The 15431-nt window shown below is 65.2% G+C and carries 13 protein-coding genes; 9 read left to right on the top strand and 4 right to left on the bottom strand.

The genetic code is table 11. From position 1 onward, the window contains the following. The first annotated feature begins 182 nt into the window (after nt 1-182). The 7 genes from YUA_RS0125220 (at nt 183) to YUA_RS0125190 (ending at nt 6803) form a co-directional block, all read left to right on the top strand. Nucleotides 183-1196 carry an ABC transporter permease gene (locus YUA_RS0125220; RefSeq protein ID WP_027533187.1) on the top strand — a complete coding sequence of 338 codons (1014 nt, stop codon included), beginning with the start codon at nt 183-185 and terminating at the stop codon, nt 1194-1196. Nucleotides 1197-1199: 3 nt separating this feature from the next. Next, nucleotides 1200-2099: an ABC transporter permease gene (locus YUA_RS0125215; RefSeq protein WP_027533186.1), complete on the top strand. Its 900-nt coding sequence runs from the start codon at nt 1200-1202 to the stop codon at nt 2097-2099. Nucleotides 2100-2349: 250 nt separating this feature from the next. Next, nucleotides 2350-4074, top strand: coding sequence for an ABC transporter ATP-binding protein (locus tag YUA_RS0125210; protein ID WP_027533185.1), 1725 nt, complete (start codon nt 2350-2352; stop codon nt 4072-4074). Between the two features lie 26 nt (nt 4075-4100). Continuing rightward, nucleotides 4101-4280: a DUF4089 domain-containing protein gene (locus tag YUA_RS0125205; protein ID WP_027533184.1), complete on the top strand. Its 180-nt coding sequence runs from the start codon at nt 4101-4103 to the stop codon at nt 4278-4280. 7 nt (nt 4281-4287) lie between these two features. Continuing rightward, nucleotides 4288-5682 carry an AtzE family amidohydrolase gene (locus YUA_RS0125200; RefSeq protein ID WP_027533183.1) on the top strand — a complete coding sequence of 465 codons (1395 nt, stop codon included), beginning with the start codon at nt 4288-4290 and terminating at the stop codon, nt 5680-5682. A gap of 1 nt (nt 5683) precedes the next feature. Next, nucleotides 5684-6076: an oxalurate catabolism protein HpxZ gene (gene hpxZ, locus YUA_RS0125195; protein ID WP_027533182.1), complete on the top strand. Its 393-nt coding sequence runs from the start codon at nt 5684-5686 to the stop codon at nt 6074-6076. A 4-nt stretch (nt 6077-6080) separates the two neighbouring features. Further along, nucleotides 6081-6803 carry a GntR family transcriptional regulator gene (locus YUA_RS0125190; RefSeq protein ID WP_027533181.1) on the top strand — a complete coding sequence of 241 codons (723 nt, stop codon included), beginning with the start codon at nt 6081-6083 and terminating at the stop codon, nt 6801-6803. Between the two features lie 172 nt (nt 6804-6975). Here the strand turns inward: YUA_RS0125190 and atzF are convergent, their stop codons facing one another. Both atzF and YUA_RS0125180 read right to left on the bottom strand, forming a co-directional pair. Beyond that, nucleotides 6976-8796, bottom strand: coding sequence for an allophanate hydrolase (gene atzF, locus YUA_RS0125185; protein WP_027533180.1), 1821 nt, complete (start codon nt 8794-8796; stop codon nt 6976-6978). A gap of 193 nt (nt 8797-8989) precedes the next feature. Beyond that, entirely contained in the window at nt 8990-9484 is a 495-nt protein-coding gene (locus YUA_RS0125180; protein WP_027533179.1) for a MarR family winged helix-turn-helix transcriptional regulator, read from the bottom strand. Nucleotides 9485-9633: 149 nt separating this feature from the next. Between YUA_RS0125180 and YUA_RS0125175 the strand changes: the two genes are divergently transcribed. Continuing rightward, nucleotides 9634-11484 carry a feruloyl-CoA synthase gene (locus YUA_RS0125175; RefSeq protein WP_027533178.1) on the top strand — a complete coding sequence of 617 codons (1851 nt, stop codon included), beginning with the start codon at nt 9634-9636 and terminating at the stop codon, nt 11482-11484. 380 nt (nt 11485-11864) lie between these two features. On the opposite strand, the gene YUA_RS0125170 is transcribed toward YUA_RS0125175, so the two are convergent. Further along, on the bottom strand, nt 11865-12368 hold the full coding sequence (locus YUA_RS0125170) for a MarR family winged helix-turn-helix transcriptional regulator (protein ID WP_027533177.1): 504 nt from the start codon (nt 12366-12368) through the stop codon (nt 11865-11867). A gap of 83 nt (nt 12369-12451) precedes the next feature. On the opposite strand from YUA_RS0125170, the gene YUA_RS0125165 reads away from it, so the two are divergent. Then, entirely contained in the window at nt 12452-13660 is a 1209-nt protein-coding gene (locus tag YUA_RS0125165) for a cytochrome P450 (protein WP_027533176.1), read from the top strand. A gap of 259 nt (nt 13661-13919) precedes the next feature. On the opposite strand, the gene YUA_RS0125160 is transcribed toward YUA_RS0125165, so the two are convergent. Beyond that, nucleotides 13920-15182, bottom strand: a complete 1263-nt coding sequence (locus YUA_RS0125160) for an NAD(P)/FAD-dependent oxidoreductase (RefSeq protein WP_027533175.1) — start codon at nt 15180-15182, stop codon at nt 13920-13922. Nucleotides 15183-15431: the final 249 nt, after the last annotated feature.

The following is a 15431-nucleotide window of genomic DNA, read 5'->3' as shown; positions in this document are numbered from 1 at the left end:
CTCTTCAGGCTCCCTCCCCCCTTGTGGGGAAGGGTTGGGGAGAGGGGTAGCCACGAACTCAGACCTCTCCCGGAGCCACCCCTCTCCCTAGCCCTCGCCCACAAGGGGGGAGGGAACGGAGCGGAGCGCGCGGCGACGTTCTCGCGAAACAGCACAAGCGATCTGTCATCGAGGAGCGCCCCATGCTCACCATGATCGGCAAGCGCCTGATGTTCGCGATTCCCTCGCTGATCGGCGTCGTCATCGTCACCTTCCTGCTGACGCGCGCGTTGCCGGGTGATCCCGCCGCGTATTTCGCCGGTCCGGCCGCGACCAAGGAAGCGGTCGAGCAGATCCGCAAGAAGCTCGGCCTCGACAAGCCGCTGATCGAGCAGTTCTTCCGCTACACCAACGATCTCGCGCATGGCGATTTCGGCAGCTCGCTCACGACAGGCCAGCCGGTTGCAGCGGAGATCCGCAGTCGCCTGCCGGCCTCCGCCGAGCTGACGCTGCTCGGCCTGATCGTCTCGATTGTCATCGCAATTCCGCTCGGCGTGCTCGCAGCGACGCGACCAGGATCATGGATCGACCATCTCTGTCGCATCACGACAACAGCGGGCGTCTCGCTGCCGGTGTTCTTCACGGGCCTGGTGCTGGTGTATTTCTTCTATTTCCGGCTCGGCTGGTCGCCCGCGCCGCTCGGCCGGCTGGATGTGTTCTACAGCGCGCCGCCGACGGTGACCGGCTTCTATCTGATCGACACGCTGATCGCGCGCGACTTCGAGGCGTTTCGTTCGGCGTTGAGCCAGCTCATCCTGCCGGCGACAACGCTTGCGATCTTCTCGCTGGCGCCGATCGCACGCATGACGCGTGCTTCGATGCTGGCAGTGCTGGCGTCCGAATTCGTCCGCACCGCCCGCGCCAGCGGCCTGTCGCCGACGACCGTCATCGTCACCTACGCGTTTCGCAACGCGATGCTGCCGGTAATCACCACGCTCAGCATGGTGTTCTCGTTCCTGCTCGGCGCCAACGTGCTGGTGGAGAAAGTGTTCGCCTGGCCCGGCATCGGCTCCTATGCGGTCGAAGCGCTGATCTCGTCGGACTTCGCACCGGTGCAGGGGTTCGTGCTGACCATGGCGGTGATGTACGTGCTTTTGAATCTCGTGATCGACATTCTCTACGGCGTGATCGATCCACGCGTCAGGCTTGAGGGCTGAACCATGAGCTCTGTTGCGCCCGCCGTTGAACCCGCCGGTCCCGCACGAACCTCGGGCCTTGTCGCGATCCTCGAACAGACCCGCTACGTTCTCGGTGAGAACAAGGTCACGGGCTTCTCCTTTGCCCTGCTGATCGTCATTCTCCTTGCCGCGGTCTTCGGCCCGTATGTCGTGCCGTACGATCCGCTCGCCTCGGATACCGCGGCGGCGCTGAAACCGCCGTCGGCGGTGCACTGGTTCGGCACCGATCAACTCGGCCGCGACATCTTCAGCCGCGTCGTGGTGGCGACGCGGCTCGATACGTTCATCGCGGTCGCCTCGGTCGTGCTGGTGTTTCTGATGGGCGGGCTCGCGGGCATCGCGGCCGGCTATTTCGGCGGCTGGACCGACCGCATCGTTGGCCGCATCGCCGACACCATCATGGCCTTCCCGCTGTTCGTACTGGCGATGGGCATCGTCGCAGCGCTCGGCAATACCGTGCAGAACATCATTCTGGCGACGGCCATCGTCAACTTCCCGCTCTATGCCCGCGTCGCGCGCGCCGAAGCGAACGTGCGTCGCAACGCCGGCTTCGTGCAGGCGGCGCGGCTCTCCGGCAACGACGAATTCCGCATCCTGCTGGTGCACATCCTGCCGAACATCATGCCGATCATGATCGTGCAGATGTCGCTGACCATGGGCTACGCCATCCTCAATGCCGCCGGCCTGTCATTCATCGGCCTCGGCGTCCGCCCGCCGACCGCCGAATGGGGCATCATGGTCGCCGAGGGCGCGGGCTTCATGGTCTCAGGCGAATGGTGGATCGCGTTGTTCCCGGGCCTCGCACTGATGATCGCGGTGTTCTGCTTCAACCTCCTCGGCGACGGTCTGCGCGACATCGTCGACCCCCAGCGCAGGACGTGATGGTGATTTTGAATTCCGCTGTATCGCTCCTTCCCCCCTTGCGGGGGAGGGTTGGGGAGGGGGGTAGCCCCGGGGGAGATGGGCGTTCGTGGCTACCCCCCTCCCTTCCCCTCCCCCGCAGGGGGGGAGGGAACGAGAGGGCGGTGCCCGCCTCACGTTCAAACTTCCCGCGAAAAGTCCCCGACGATTCCAACGTCGTTCTACTGTGCATGGGGTTGTTTTCGAGCGTTTTGACCGACGCGAGGCGTCCATGACCGCCCAACCGCTGCTCGACGTCCAGGACCTCACCGTCGAATTCACCACCCGCCGCGGCATCGTCAAAGCCGTGCAGCACGTCAACATCTCTGTCGCCAAGGGCGAGACGCTCGCCATCGTCGGCGAATCCGGCTCCGGCAAGTCGGTGACGTCCTATGCGGTGATGCGCATCCTCGACCGCGCCGGCAAGATCGCCGAGGGCTCGGTGATGTTTTCCGGCATCGATGTGAAAGCGGCGACCGAAGCCCAGATGCGCGATCTGCGCGGCCGCGAAGTCTCGATGATCTTCCAGAACCCGCGCGCCGCGCTCAACCCGATCCGCAAAGTCGGCGACCAGATCGAGGACGTGCTGCGCACCCATGTGCAGCAGGCCCAGGTCACAGATCGCGGCGAGAAGGCGATCGAGGCGCTGGAGCAGGTCAAGATCGCCCAGCCGCGCGAGCGCTATCACGCCTATCCGTTCGAGCTCTCCGGCGGCATGTGCCAGCGCGTCGTCATCGCGCTCGCGCTCGCCTGCAATCCGCAATTGCTGATCGCGGACGAGCCGACGACTGGGTTGGACGTCACCACCCAGAAGGCGGTGATGGACCTGATCGTCGAATTGACCAGGCGCAAGGCGATGTCGACCATCCTGATCACCCACGATCTCGGCCTCGCCGCCGCCTATTGCGACCGCGTCGTGGTGATGGAGAAGGGCCGGGTGGTCGAGACCGCCAAGGCCGCCGACATCTTCGCCAACCCGCAGCACCCCTACACCAAGAAGCTGATGCGCGCGACGCCGCGGCTCGGCGTGAGCTTGCGGGATCTGTTGCCGGAGGAGGAGGGTGCAGCCGCCGCGCCTGCGGAGGCAACCTCGGCGGCTGCAGCAAGCGCAGAGAGCCAGAAGCCTCTCCTCCTCATCGAAAAGCTGGTCAAGGAATATCCCCGCCAGGGCGCCACCGCCACGCTCGGAAAACTGTTCGGCCGCAAGCCGCCCGTGGAGCCCGATGTGTTCCGCGCGGTCGACGGCATCAACCTCTCGATCGGTCACGGCGAGAGCGTCGGCCTCGTCGGCGAATCCGGCTGCGGCAAATCGACCACGTCGATGATGGTGATGCGGCTCCTGGACCAGACCTCCGGCCTGATCCAGTTCGACGGCGAGGACATCGGCGGCATCGCGCCAGCTTCGTTTGCCCGGCTGCCGCAGCGCAGCCGCATCCAGATGGTGTTCCAGGATCCGACCGACAGCCTCAACCCGCGCTTCACCGCCGCGCGCGCCATTGCTGACCCGATCATGCAGCTTGGCGATATCAGGGGACGCGACGCGCTCCGCGCCCGCTGTGAGGAGCTGGCCACCATGGTTGGCCTGCCGCACAATCTGCTGGATCGCTTTCCGCACCAGCTCTCCGGCGGCCAGAAGGCCCGCGTCGGCATCGCCCGCGCCATCGCGCTGCATCCCAAACTCGTCATCCTGGACGAGCCAACCGCGGCGCTGGACGTCTCGGTGCAGGCTGTCGTCCTGAACCTGCTCCAGGACCTCAAGGCGCGGCTAGGTATGAGCTATCTGTTCGTCTCGCATGATTTGAATGTAGTGCGCTTGTTGTGCGATCGTGTCATTGTGATGCGGACGGGGCGGATCGTTGAGGAAGGTTCTTCCGAGAAGGTCCTGAGCGATCCGCAGGACGATTACACCAAGGAACTGCTGACGGCGATCCCGCATCCGCCGTTGCAGGTACACTGAGAGCGCACTGATTATTTGGGAGCGTGATGGCCGAGCCGCTGGACAATTATATCGACGCCGTATCGAAAGCGCTGGCGCTGCCGGTCGAGGAGGCCTGGCGGCCCGCGGTGCGCGCCAATCTCGAAGTCTCGTTGCGGCTTGGCCGCATGGTCGACGTATTCGCGCTGCCGGACGAGACCGAGCCGGCGCCGATCTTCACCGCCTGATGCTGCCATGACCACCAAGCCAGAGATGACGGCCGCCGGAATCGCGAGTGCGGTTGCGGGCGGCAAGATGTCCGCGCTCGATGCGACCGAAGCCGCGCTTGCGCGCGTCAAGCAGCACGACGGCGTTCTCAATTCCTTCACCGACGTCACCGCTGATCGCGCCCGCGCGAAAGCACGCGCGATCGATGCGGACATCGCGGCCGGCAAAAAGGTCGGCCCGCTCGCCGGCGTCCCCTTCGCGGTGAAGAACCTGTTCGACGTCGCGGGTCTGCCCACGCGAGCCGGCTCGAAGATCAACCGCGACCTCGCGCCTGCCAAGCGCGATGCCACGCTGATCGAACGAATGGAAGCCGCCGGCGCAGTGCTCGTCGGCGCGCTCAACATGGGCGAATACGCCTACGACTTCACCGGCGAGAACGTCCATGACGGTCCCTCGCGCAATCCGCATGACACGACGCGGATGAGCGGCGGTTCCTCCGGCGGCTCGGGGAGCGCCGTCGGCGGTGCGCTGGTGCCGATCGCGCTCGGATCGGACACCAACGGCTCGATCCGCGTGCCGTCCTCGTTCTGCGGCATCTTTGGCCTGAAGCCGACTTATGGCCGGCTGTCGCGGGCGCGCTCGTTTCCGTTCGTGGCGAGCCTCGATCATCTCGGCCCGTTCGCGCGCTCGGTCACCGATCTCGCGCTCGCCTATGACGCGATGCAGGGCCCGGACGCGGACGATTGCGCCTGCACGACACGTGGTCTGGAGCCCACGCTGCCGCTGCTCGCCAATCGGGTTTCGGATCTGCGCATCGCGATCGCCGGCGGACATTTTCAGAAGAACGTGTTTCCGGAAGCCGTCGAAGCCGTCAGCCGCGTCGCCAAGGCGCTTGGCGTGACGAAAGTGGTCGACGTCCCCGAAGCCGCGCGCGCCCGCGCGGCGGCCTATGTCATCACCACCACCGAGGGTGCTTCGCTGCATCTCGATCGCCTGCGCAAGCGGCCGAACGATTTCGATCCGGCCGTGCGCGATCGTCTGATCGCCGGCGCCATGGTGCCGGCGTCGCTGGTCGATCGCGCGCAGAAATTCCGGCACTGGTATCGCGCGCAACTCGCCGAGATTTTCAGGTCAGTCGACGTGCTGATCGCGCCGGCAACGCCTTGCACCGCGCCAAAGCTCGGCCAGGTGAATTTCAATCTCGACGGCGTCGAGCTGCCGGTGCGTGCCAATATCGGCATCCACACCCAGCCGATCTCCTTCATCGGCCTGCCGGTGGTCGCCGTGCCGGTGCCGCTCGAGCCGCTGCCGATCGGCGTGCAGATCATTGCTGCGCCCTGGCGCGAGGACATCGCGTTGCGCGTCGCGCACGTATTGGAGAAGATGGGCGTGGTGTCCGCGCCGTCGCCGAGAGGAATTTAGTATGGAGATCGATCTCCCCGACGTGATCGCGGAAGTCAAAGCCGCGTTCGAACGCTATGAGCAGGCCCTCGTCACCAACGACGTCGCCGTGCTCGGCGAGCTCTTCCGCAATGATCCGCGCACGCTGCGCTACGGCATCGGCGAGAACCTCTACGGCTATGAGGCGATCTCCGGCTTCCGCGCCGGCCGCTCGCCGGTCGGCCTCGGCCGCCGCACCGCCAAGACGGTGATCTCGAGCTATGGTTGCGACACGGCCGTGGCCTCCACTCTGTTCTATCGCGACACGGCTCCCGGCAAGGTCGGCCGGCAGATGCAGACCTGGATTCGCTTCCCGGAGGGCTGGCGCGTCGTCGCCGCCCATGTCAGCATCATCGACGAGTCGAAAGAGACCTGACCGTATGACGCTTGACGATTTTCCGCCCGGGACACTGCCGGCCGAACCGGTGGTGCCGCGCGTCGACCGTGCCTCGTCATCGGTGCAGAAGGTCACGCGCGCCGAGGAACTGCGGCTGCAGCTTGCCGACGAGATCGTGCGTGGAACTCTCGCGCCCGGCGCGCCGCTGGACGAGACCGACATCGCAAGGCGCTTCAGCGTCTCGCGCACGCCGGTGCGCGAAGCGCTGCGCCAGCTGGTGGCGAGCGGCTTGGTCGAGGCGCGGCCTCATCGCGGTGCGGTGGTGGCGCAGCCTTCATTCGAGCGACTAACGAGCATGTTCGAGGCGATGGCGGAACTGGAGGCGCTGTGCGCCGGCCTCGCCGCCGAGCGCATGTCGGCGGCCGAGCGTCACGGCTTGGAGGCCATCCACGAAGAGCTGCGCGTCCTGAGCTACGCCGGCAACCCCGACCGCTTTCACGAGGTCAACGAGCGCTTCCACAACGCGATCTATGCGGGATCGCAGAACGGCTACATCGCCGAGATTACGCTTGCCACCCGCGTGCGCGTGCAGCCGTTCCGCCGCGCCCAGTTCCGCAACCTCGGCCGATTGGCGAAGTCGCAAGCCGAGCACGACCGCGTCGTCGTCGCCATCATGCGCGGCGACAAGCAGGGCGCCGCCGCCGCGATGCGCGCGCATATCGAGCTGGTGCGCGGGGAGTATGAGATTTACGCGGTGTCGGTGTAGGTACGGAAGTCGCTGCACACTCACTGTCGTCCCGGCGAAGGCCGGGACCCATAACCCCAGGAGTAGTTGTGGCGCGCAGCTGATAGCTCCGGGCCTTCGTCAAACTCAATCCTGTGGCTATGGGTCCCGGCCTTCGCCGGGACGACAGCATTTGTTGGGTTAGCAGTGTTGCCTATACTTTCGCCGTTTCCGCCATAAACTTCCGCCAGCCGCCATACGCCGTAATATCGCGCGCCTCGCCGAGCACTTCCGGCTCCACGAGAAATCCCTTCACGCTGCGGCCGTCCGCAAGCCGGATCGTGCCGATCGCCATCGGCGCAGGAATCGCATTGACGAACTTGCCGAAAGCCGATGACGACAGCGACCAGATCTCCAGCTCGATCGACGCTCCCTTGCCGGCCTCGACGCGCAGCATGCCGGGCTTCGGCGGCGTGGTCCTGAGCGCGTAGAGCTTGTAGTTCGGCGCCGTCTGCGTCGCCTCGATCAGCTTTGCGTTCAGTGCCTTCAACTCGCCGTTGAGTGCCATGCCGGAGAGATGCGCCCCGACCACGGCGATCGGGATCTCGTCGGCGCTGTTTGCAGGAAGCGCCGCGAGCGGTGCTTGCGCTACGCCCTTCGCGCCAACCCCCAGCTTCGTATCCGCATGGAAGACGCGGCCGATGCTCGCAAGCAGCGCATCACGTCCTGCGGGCGCGAGCAGTGTGATGCCGAATGGAATGCCGTCCGCGCGCATCGCGGCCGGCACGGCGAGGCCGCAGAGATCGAGCAGATTCACAAAGTTCGTGTAGGTGCCGAGCCGGCTGTTGAGCTCGATCGGATTGGCGAGCACCTGCGCAGTCGTATACGCCGTCGGCGCCGTCGGCAGCACCAGCGCGTCGATATTGGCAAACGTCCGCTCGGCGATCTTGCGCAGGCCCTGCAAGCGGTAGAGTGCGGAGAAGGTCTCTGCCGCCGTCAGCCGTGCACCGGCCGCGGTGATCTCGCGCGTGACCGGATGGATCGAGTCGGGCGCGGACGCCAGCAGATTCTTGATCACGAGATAGCGCTCTGCGACCCAGGGACCTTCATAGAGCAGCCGCGCCGTCTCGTAGAACGGCTCGAGGTCGAACTCGACCAGCGTCGCGCCGAGCGCGGTCCAGCGCTTCAGGGCTTCGCCGTATGCGGCTTCCGCCTTCCTGTCGCCGAAGAAGATCAGTTGTCCGTTGCGCGGCACCCCGAGGCGCAAATTTGCCGGGAAAGGCGTGAGGGCGCCCAGCGGCCGGTCGAGCGAGAACGGATCGGCCTGATCGGGTCCTGCCATCACCGACAGCGCGAGCGCGGCATCATCCACCGTCAGCGCAAACACCGAGATGCAGTCGAGCGTGCGGCAGGCCGGCACGAGTCCCGCGGTCGAGATCATGCCAAGGCTCGGCTTCAGCCCGACGATGTTGTTGAGCATCGCCGGCACGCGCCCGCTGCCGGCTGTGTCGGTGCCGAGCGACAGCGGCACGAGGCCAGCGCCGACCGCCACAGCCGAGCCCGAGCTCGACCCGCCGGGAATGAGATCCTCGCGGATCGAATTCCTGGGAATGCCATAGGGCGATCGCACGCCGACCAGGCCGGTTGCGAACTGGTCGAGATTGGTCTTGCCGATGATGATCGCGCCGGCCGCGCGCAGCCGGTCGACCGCAGTCGAGTCATGCGTCGGCGCATAGGAGAAGGCCGGGCAGGCCGCCGTGGTCGGAAAGCCCAGCGCGTCGATATTGTCCTTCACCGCGACCGGCACGCCGTAGAGCGGCAGGCTGGCGGCATCCATGCGCGTGGCGAGCTTTTTGGCCTCCGTGATCGCGTCGTTCTCGTCGCGCAGGCCGATGAAGATGGCGGGATCGTTGCGGTCGCGGATGCGCTGATAGGTCCGCGCGACCGTCTGCGCCGGCGTCATCGTGCCCGCGCGATGCGCGGCCACAATCGCGGCGATCGTTTCAGGCTGCTCAGCCCCCATCTCAGCCTTCATGGCGATAAAACTCCGGCAACAGGTCCCACCCGGAATGAAGCAAGCGATGTGCCATTGTGTACATTATCCGGGCAGACGCGATGCCTCGGATATTATCGTGCAATCAGTGGGTTGAGTGATATTTCGATGATTGAACGGACCGCTGCGCCGGCGCCCTGTTATGGGCACTTGCCCAATTTATGTGCAGTCGGGATCAGGTGAAGCCAGCGAGGATCTGGAGCAGCCGCTCCCGGTTCGCCTTGCCGATCTTCTCCTCGACATGCCGTTCGTGCTCGGCGGCGAGGCGTTGGAATTTGGCCAGCGCCGTCTCGCCCTGGCCGGTGAGGTGCAGCGCGTGCGAGCGCCGGTCCGATTTCGACTTGATCCGCTTCACCAGCTTGCGCTGCTCGAGACTGTCGAGCAGATGCACCAACCGGGCACGCTCGATACCGAGGCGCTTTGCGACCACCATCTGAGAGAGCCCGGGGTTGGCGCCGATCACGGTCAGCACCGAATATTGCGTCGGCCGGATGTCGACGTCGCCGAGCGTCTTGATGAAGTCCTGAAAGATCCAGATCTGGAAGCGCCGCACCGCGTAGCCGGCGTGTCCGACCAGCGCATCGAGGCCGATCTCGTCCGCGTCGATCCGCGGCGCGGTGCCGTTGCCGGCGCGTTTGTTGGGGGAGGGGCGAGTAGCGCTGACTGTCACGTGGAGGTCTCCTGCTGTGTGACCTTAGCGTCTCGACGGCCCCAGCGGAAGATTGTTGTTGACGACAACAATTGTCCTCCCCAACATTATGGCTAAAGCAGCCCGGAACGAGGCGGCGGCCGATCCCGGATATGGGCGAGGAGGAAATTATGACAACCGCCACTCGTGGTGACGATTCGAGCCTGTTCGCAACGCCAAAAACCGTCGCGGAGCATCGCGCCGACGGCAGCATCGTGCTGCGCTCGCCGGAGCCGTTGCGCGACAGCGCGCGTTGCATCGGTGACTGGCTGGAACAATGGGCGCGGCAAACGCCGGACAAAGTCTTCCTCGCCGAGCGTGACAGCGCCGATACGCCCTGGGCTATCGTGACTTACGCGGGTGCCCTGCGGCGGGTACGCGCGGCAGCGTCGTGGATTCTGGCGCAAGGGCTCAGCGCGGAGCGCCCCGTTGTTATCCTCTCAGATAACAGCATCGATCATGCGCTGCTCGCGTTGGCGGCACAGCATGTCGGTGTGCCTTCGGCCGCGATCTCGCCGGCCTATTCGCAGATGTCAAAGGATTTCGACAAGCTGAAAAGCATGATTGCGCTGCTTGAGCCAGGCGCGATCTATGTTTCCGCCACTAAGCCGTTTGCGGCGGCGCTCGCCGCGATCAAGCCGCTGCACAAGGCGCAGATCATCAGTGGCAATGCCGGCGACGCCGATGCGCTCGCCTTCCGCGCCATCGCTGCAACGGCCGAGACGCCCGACGTCGCAAAGGCCTTCGCTACGGTCACCCCCGACACGATCGCAAAATTCCTGTTCACCTCGGGCTCGACCGGCACGCCCAAGGCGGTCATCAACACCCAGCGCATGCTGACCTCGAGCCAGCAGGCCAAGGCGCAGACCTGGACCTTTCTCGAGCAAGCCGGCAGCGATCTCGTCATTCTCGACTGGCTGCCCTGGAGCCACACGTTTGGCGCCAACCACAATTTCAATCTCGTGCTGCGCAATGGCGGCTCGCTCTACATCGACGGCGGCAAGCCCACGCCCGGACTGTTTGCGACGTCACTGGCCAATCTGAAAAGCGTGGTGCCGACGGTGTATTTCAACGTGCCGCGCGGCTTTGACATGCTGATCGCAGCGTTGCGTGCTGATGAGGAGCTGCGCCGGCGTTTCTTCAGCGAAGTAAAATTCGCCTTCTATGCCGGCGCCGCGCTGCCACAGAACCTCTGGGATGCGCTAGAGGAGCTGTCGATCAAGACCGTCGGCCATTTCATGCCGATGGTCTCGGCCTGGGGCTCGACCGAAACCTCACCGCTTGCGACAGACTGCCATTTCCTTGCCGAGCGCTCCGGCAATATCGGTGTGCCGGTTCCCGGCACCGAGCTGAAGCTCGTCACCTCGGGCGACAAGCTGGAGGTGCGCGTGCGCGGTCCTAATGTCACGCCAGGCTATTGGAAAGCGCCCGAGCTGACCAGGCTGGCCTTTGACGAGGAGGGCTTTTACCTGATCGGCGACGCCGTGAAGCTTGCCGATGCCGAGCGGCCTGAGCGTGGCCTGTTCTTCGACGGTCGCGTCGCGGAAGATTTCAAGCTCAATTCCGGCACCTGGGTCAGCGTCGGCACGCTGCGCGTCGCCGGCATCGCTGCGCTTGCGCCGCTGGCGCAGGACATCGTCGTCACTGGCCACGGCGGCGATGAGGTGCGTTTTCTGGTGTTTCCGAACATTGTCGCCTGTCGCGCCTACGCCGGTCTGTCCGAAACGGCGGGCGTCAATGATGTGCTGAGGCATGACAAGGTCAGGGCTGCGATCGCGCAGGGCCTTGCAAAACTTAAGCAGCAGGGCACCAATTCCTCCGGCCACGCCACGCGCGCACTGCTGCTTGCCGAACCGCCGTCGGTTGATGGGGGCGAAATCACCGACAAGGGCTACATCAACCAGCGCGCCGTGTTGACGCGGCGTGCGGATGCGGTGGCGCAGGTGAATGATGATGCGTCGGTGGAGTGGGTTGGGTTGTAGCGGCTGAGTTGGAAGAAACTGCATAGCAAGGCGGTGCAACTCATCTCGCTGTCATTCCGGGGCGCGCCTCTTGGCGCGAACCCGGAATCCATTTCACCGCTGAGGCTGCCGTACGATGGATTCCGGGTTCGCGCTACGCGCCCCGGAATGACGGGAGGGGTGCGAGACAACCGGCCAATACGCCAGCCATCCTGCCGCGATATCCTTCGATTCTTTTGTTGCCGAAGCAACTAATTTGTGCGAACCGTTTCGGACGAGGATGACGGCGGGGGAACCGCCGCGTCGGATCGGAGGAGACGATGCTCGGCAGAGAGGGTGCCGCGGGCAAACGCCAGCGCATGCCTGGGGGTGATACCAGATTGCGCGCAGCGCGTAGTCCGTCAGGCCTCAGCGCCGCCGGTCACCGCGCCGAGATTTTCGTGCAATCGGCGCAGCAGGTCGATCAGCACCTCGCGCTCGTCCTTGCTCAGGCAGGACAACAGACGCCGCTCGCGCTCGAACGCGGCGGCGATCACCTTGTCATGGGTGGTGCGGCCCTTCGCGGTCAGCGAGATCGAATGGGTGCGGCCGTCGTTCGGGTCGGTGCGGATCGACACATGCCCGCGCTTCTCGAGACGCGCGAGCGTCCGACTCACCGGGCCCTTGTCGAAGCCGATGACGTGACAGATGCGCGAGGCCGGAATGCCGGGCTCGATCGCCAGCAGCGACATGATCCGCCATTCCGTGACGTTGACGCCGAACTGCCGCTGATAGAACGCGGTCGCGCTGTTCGAGAGCTTGTTGGCGATGAAGGTGATGAACGCCGGGACGTAACGATCGAGATCGAGCGTCGGCCCGACGTCGGCGGGCGCAGGCTTTTGGCGGGATCTGGTCGAAGGCGGCATATCGGGTATCTGTCTCGCGGCGTGCCGAAAGACCTAAGGGCAAGCGCTGCCCTTTCACAAGATCAAAATGAGGGAGGATCTTTATGAGCACACCCGGCTCGGCCGTAGCAGGCGTCCCGCATCTCGACGTCGATCCCTTCGACATGAAGTTTTTTGCTGATCCCTATCCCACGCATGAGCTGCTGCGTGAGACGGGCCCGGTCGTCTGTCTCGACAAATGGAAGGTCTTTGGCGTGGCGCGCTATGCCGAGGTGCATGCCGTCCTGAACGATCCGGTGACGTTCTGCTCCAGCCGCGGCGTCGGCCTGTCCGACTTCAAGAAGGAGACGCCGTGGCGGCCGCCGAGCCTGATCCTCGAGGCCGATCCGCCCGAACACACCCGCACCCGTGCCGTGCTGTCAACGGTGCTGTCGCCGACGGTGATGAAGGGGCTGCGTGACCGCTTTGCCGCGGCGGCCGAGGCGCGAGTAGATGCGCTGCTGGAGCAGCGGAGCTTCGATGCGATCGCCGATCTCGCGGAAGCTTACCCGCTCTCGATCTTCCCGGATGCGCTCGGATTGAAGCCGGAGGGACGCGAGCATCTCATTCCCTATGCGAGCCTGGTGTTCAACGCCTTCGGCCCGCCAAACGAATTGCGCAAGGAGGCGATCGCGCGCTCGGCGCCGCATCAGGCCTATGTCACCGACCAGTGCCAGCGCGACAACCTGACGCCCGGCGGCATCGGCGCCTGCATTCATGCCCATGTCGACAAGGGCGCCATCACAGCGACTGAAGCACCGCTGCTGGTGCGCTCGCTGCTGTCGGCGGGCCTCGACACCACGGTCAATGGTATCGGTGCCGCTGTCTATTGCATGGTCCGCTTTCCCGATCAGTGGCAGCGCCTCCGCGGCGATCTCACGCTCGCGCGCAACGCCTTCGAGGAGGCCGTGCGCTTCGAAAGCCCGGTGCAAACCTTCTTCCGCACCACGACGCGGGAGGTCGAACTGTCAGGCGCGACCATCGGCGAGGGCGAGAAAGTGCTGATGTTCCTCGCTGCGGCCAATCGCGATCCGCGGCGCTGGGACAAGCCCGACAGCTACGACATCACTCGCCGCACCTCCGGCCATGTCGGCTACGGCTCGGGCATTCACATGTGCGTCGGCCAGCTCGTGGCGCGGCTCGAAGGTGAGACGATGCTCTCGGCCTTGGCCCGCCGGGTTGCCAGCATCGAGATCACCGGCGAGCCGAAGCGCCGTTTCAACAACACGCTGCGCGGGCTCGACAGCCTGCCGGTCACGATCACGCCAGCCTGACGCTGCCGGCGGCAACCGACCTGAACGAAACGAGAATTGTGTTATCCACGTCGTCGGTCTGAACTGTCACCTATGTCGGCTGTTGCTCAGCTTCGCGAAGCGAAGCCGGGTGAGCGTCCTCTCCTCACGAATGGTCTTGCTAGTGGAGAGAACCCCTCATCCGGCGCCATAGCCGAAGCTAAGCTTCGGCGTTCTTAAGGACGGCGGCCGAAGGCCGCCTATGCCACCTTCTCCCGCAAGGGGAGAAGGAAGAAAGAAGCTAGACCACCTTGCTGCTTCCCTGCGTGATCAGCCGCGCCGCTCGCTGATCGCGCGCATAGATCCAGAGCCAGCTGAGCGCGACGCTGAGGCGGTGGCGCAGGCCGATCAGGAAGTAGATGTGGGCAATGCCCCAGATCCACCACGCGATCGTGCCGCGCAGCTTGATGCGGCCGAAGTCGATCACCGCGAGCCGCTTGCCGATCTGGGCGAGGCTGCCGGCGTGCTTGTAGCGGAACGCGCCCTTGCTCTCGCCGCGCAGCCGCGCCTTGATGGTTTCGGCCACATGCTTTCCCTGCTGCTTCGCGGCCGGCGCGATGCCGGGCACCGGCTTGCCCTCCCAGGCGTTGATGTTGATGGTGTCGCCGATCGCAAAGATCTCGGGATGGCCGGGGATCGTCAGGTCGTCTTCGACCTGCACGCGCCCGGCGCGATCGGCCGGTGCGCCCAGCCATTCGGCAGCCGGAGAGGCGCGCACGCCGGCGGCCCAAATTCGTGTCTTTGCCTCGAGCAGCTTGCCGCCGAACACCACGCCCTCACGATTGATCTCGGTGACGGCTTGCCCCAACACGACCTCGACGCCGATCTTCTCCAGCGAGGCCTGCGCATAGGCCGAGAGCTCGTCGGGAAAGCCGGCAAGCACGCGCGGGCCGGCCTCGATCAGCACGACGCGCGCTTTCGTCGTGTCGATGTTGCGGAAATCGCCGGGCAAGGTGTGGTGCGCCATCTCGGCGATGGTGCCGGCGAGCTCGACGCCGGTCGGGCCGGCGCCGACGATCACGAAGGTCAGCCGCGCCGCGCGCTTGGCCGGATCGGTCTCGCGCTCGGCGCGTTCGAACGCCACCAGGATGTGACGGCGCAGCGTGGTCGCGTCTTCCAGTGTCTTCAGGCCCGGCGCCCATGTCTCCCACTCGTCATGGCCGAAATAGGCGTGACGTGCGCCGGTGGCGAGCACCAGCGTGTCGTAAGGTACCTCGCTGCCGTCGTCGATCAGCACGCAGCGCCTGCTGGCATCGACGCCGCTGACGGTCGCAAACAGCGTCGTCACCTCGCGACGATCACGCATGAGATGGCGCACCGGCCAGGCGATCTCGCTGGTCGCGAGCGAGGCGGTCGCGACCTGATAGAGCAGCGGCTGGAACAGATGATGGTTGCGGCGGTCGATCAGCGTGATCTCGACCGGCGCGCCCGCCAGCCGGTAGGTCGTCTCCAGCCCGCCGAAGCCGGCTCCGACGACGACGACGCGATGGGGAGTTGCGGCCATGATGTGCCCTCGAATCTAGCTGCTCTACATCTTCATTTAATTGCGAATTGGGCGCCGCGGTCCAATAGCCGTCATCAATCGGAGAATAGGCCTGATGTATCGATCCGCCGCGAAAAAGCGCCGCAGCCCTCACCGAAGTAAGTAGAATTATATTTCTTGCCATCCCCGATTGGGGCGAAATATGGTGCAGGGGCGGACGCTGAGCCATTGGCGGCGCGACAGATTTTGCGTTCAATAGAGACAGGCCCG

The sequence above is a fragment of the Bradyrhizobium sp. WSM3983 genome (genome assembly GCF_000473045.1).
Lineage (GTDB): Bacteria > Pseudomonadota > Alphaproteobacteria > Rhizobiales > Xanthobacteraceae > Bradyrhizobium.
Note: the sequence above shows the minus strand (reverse complement) of the source record. Positions and strands in the feature narration are given on the sequence as shown.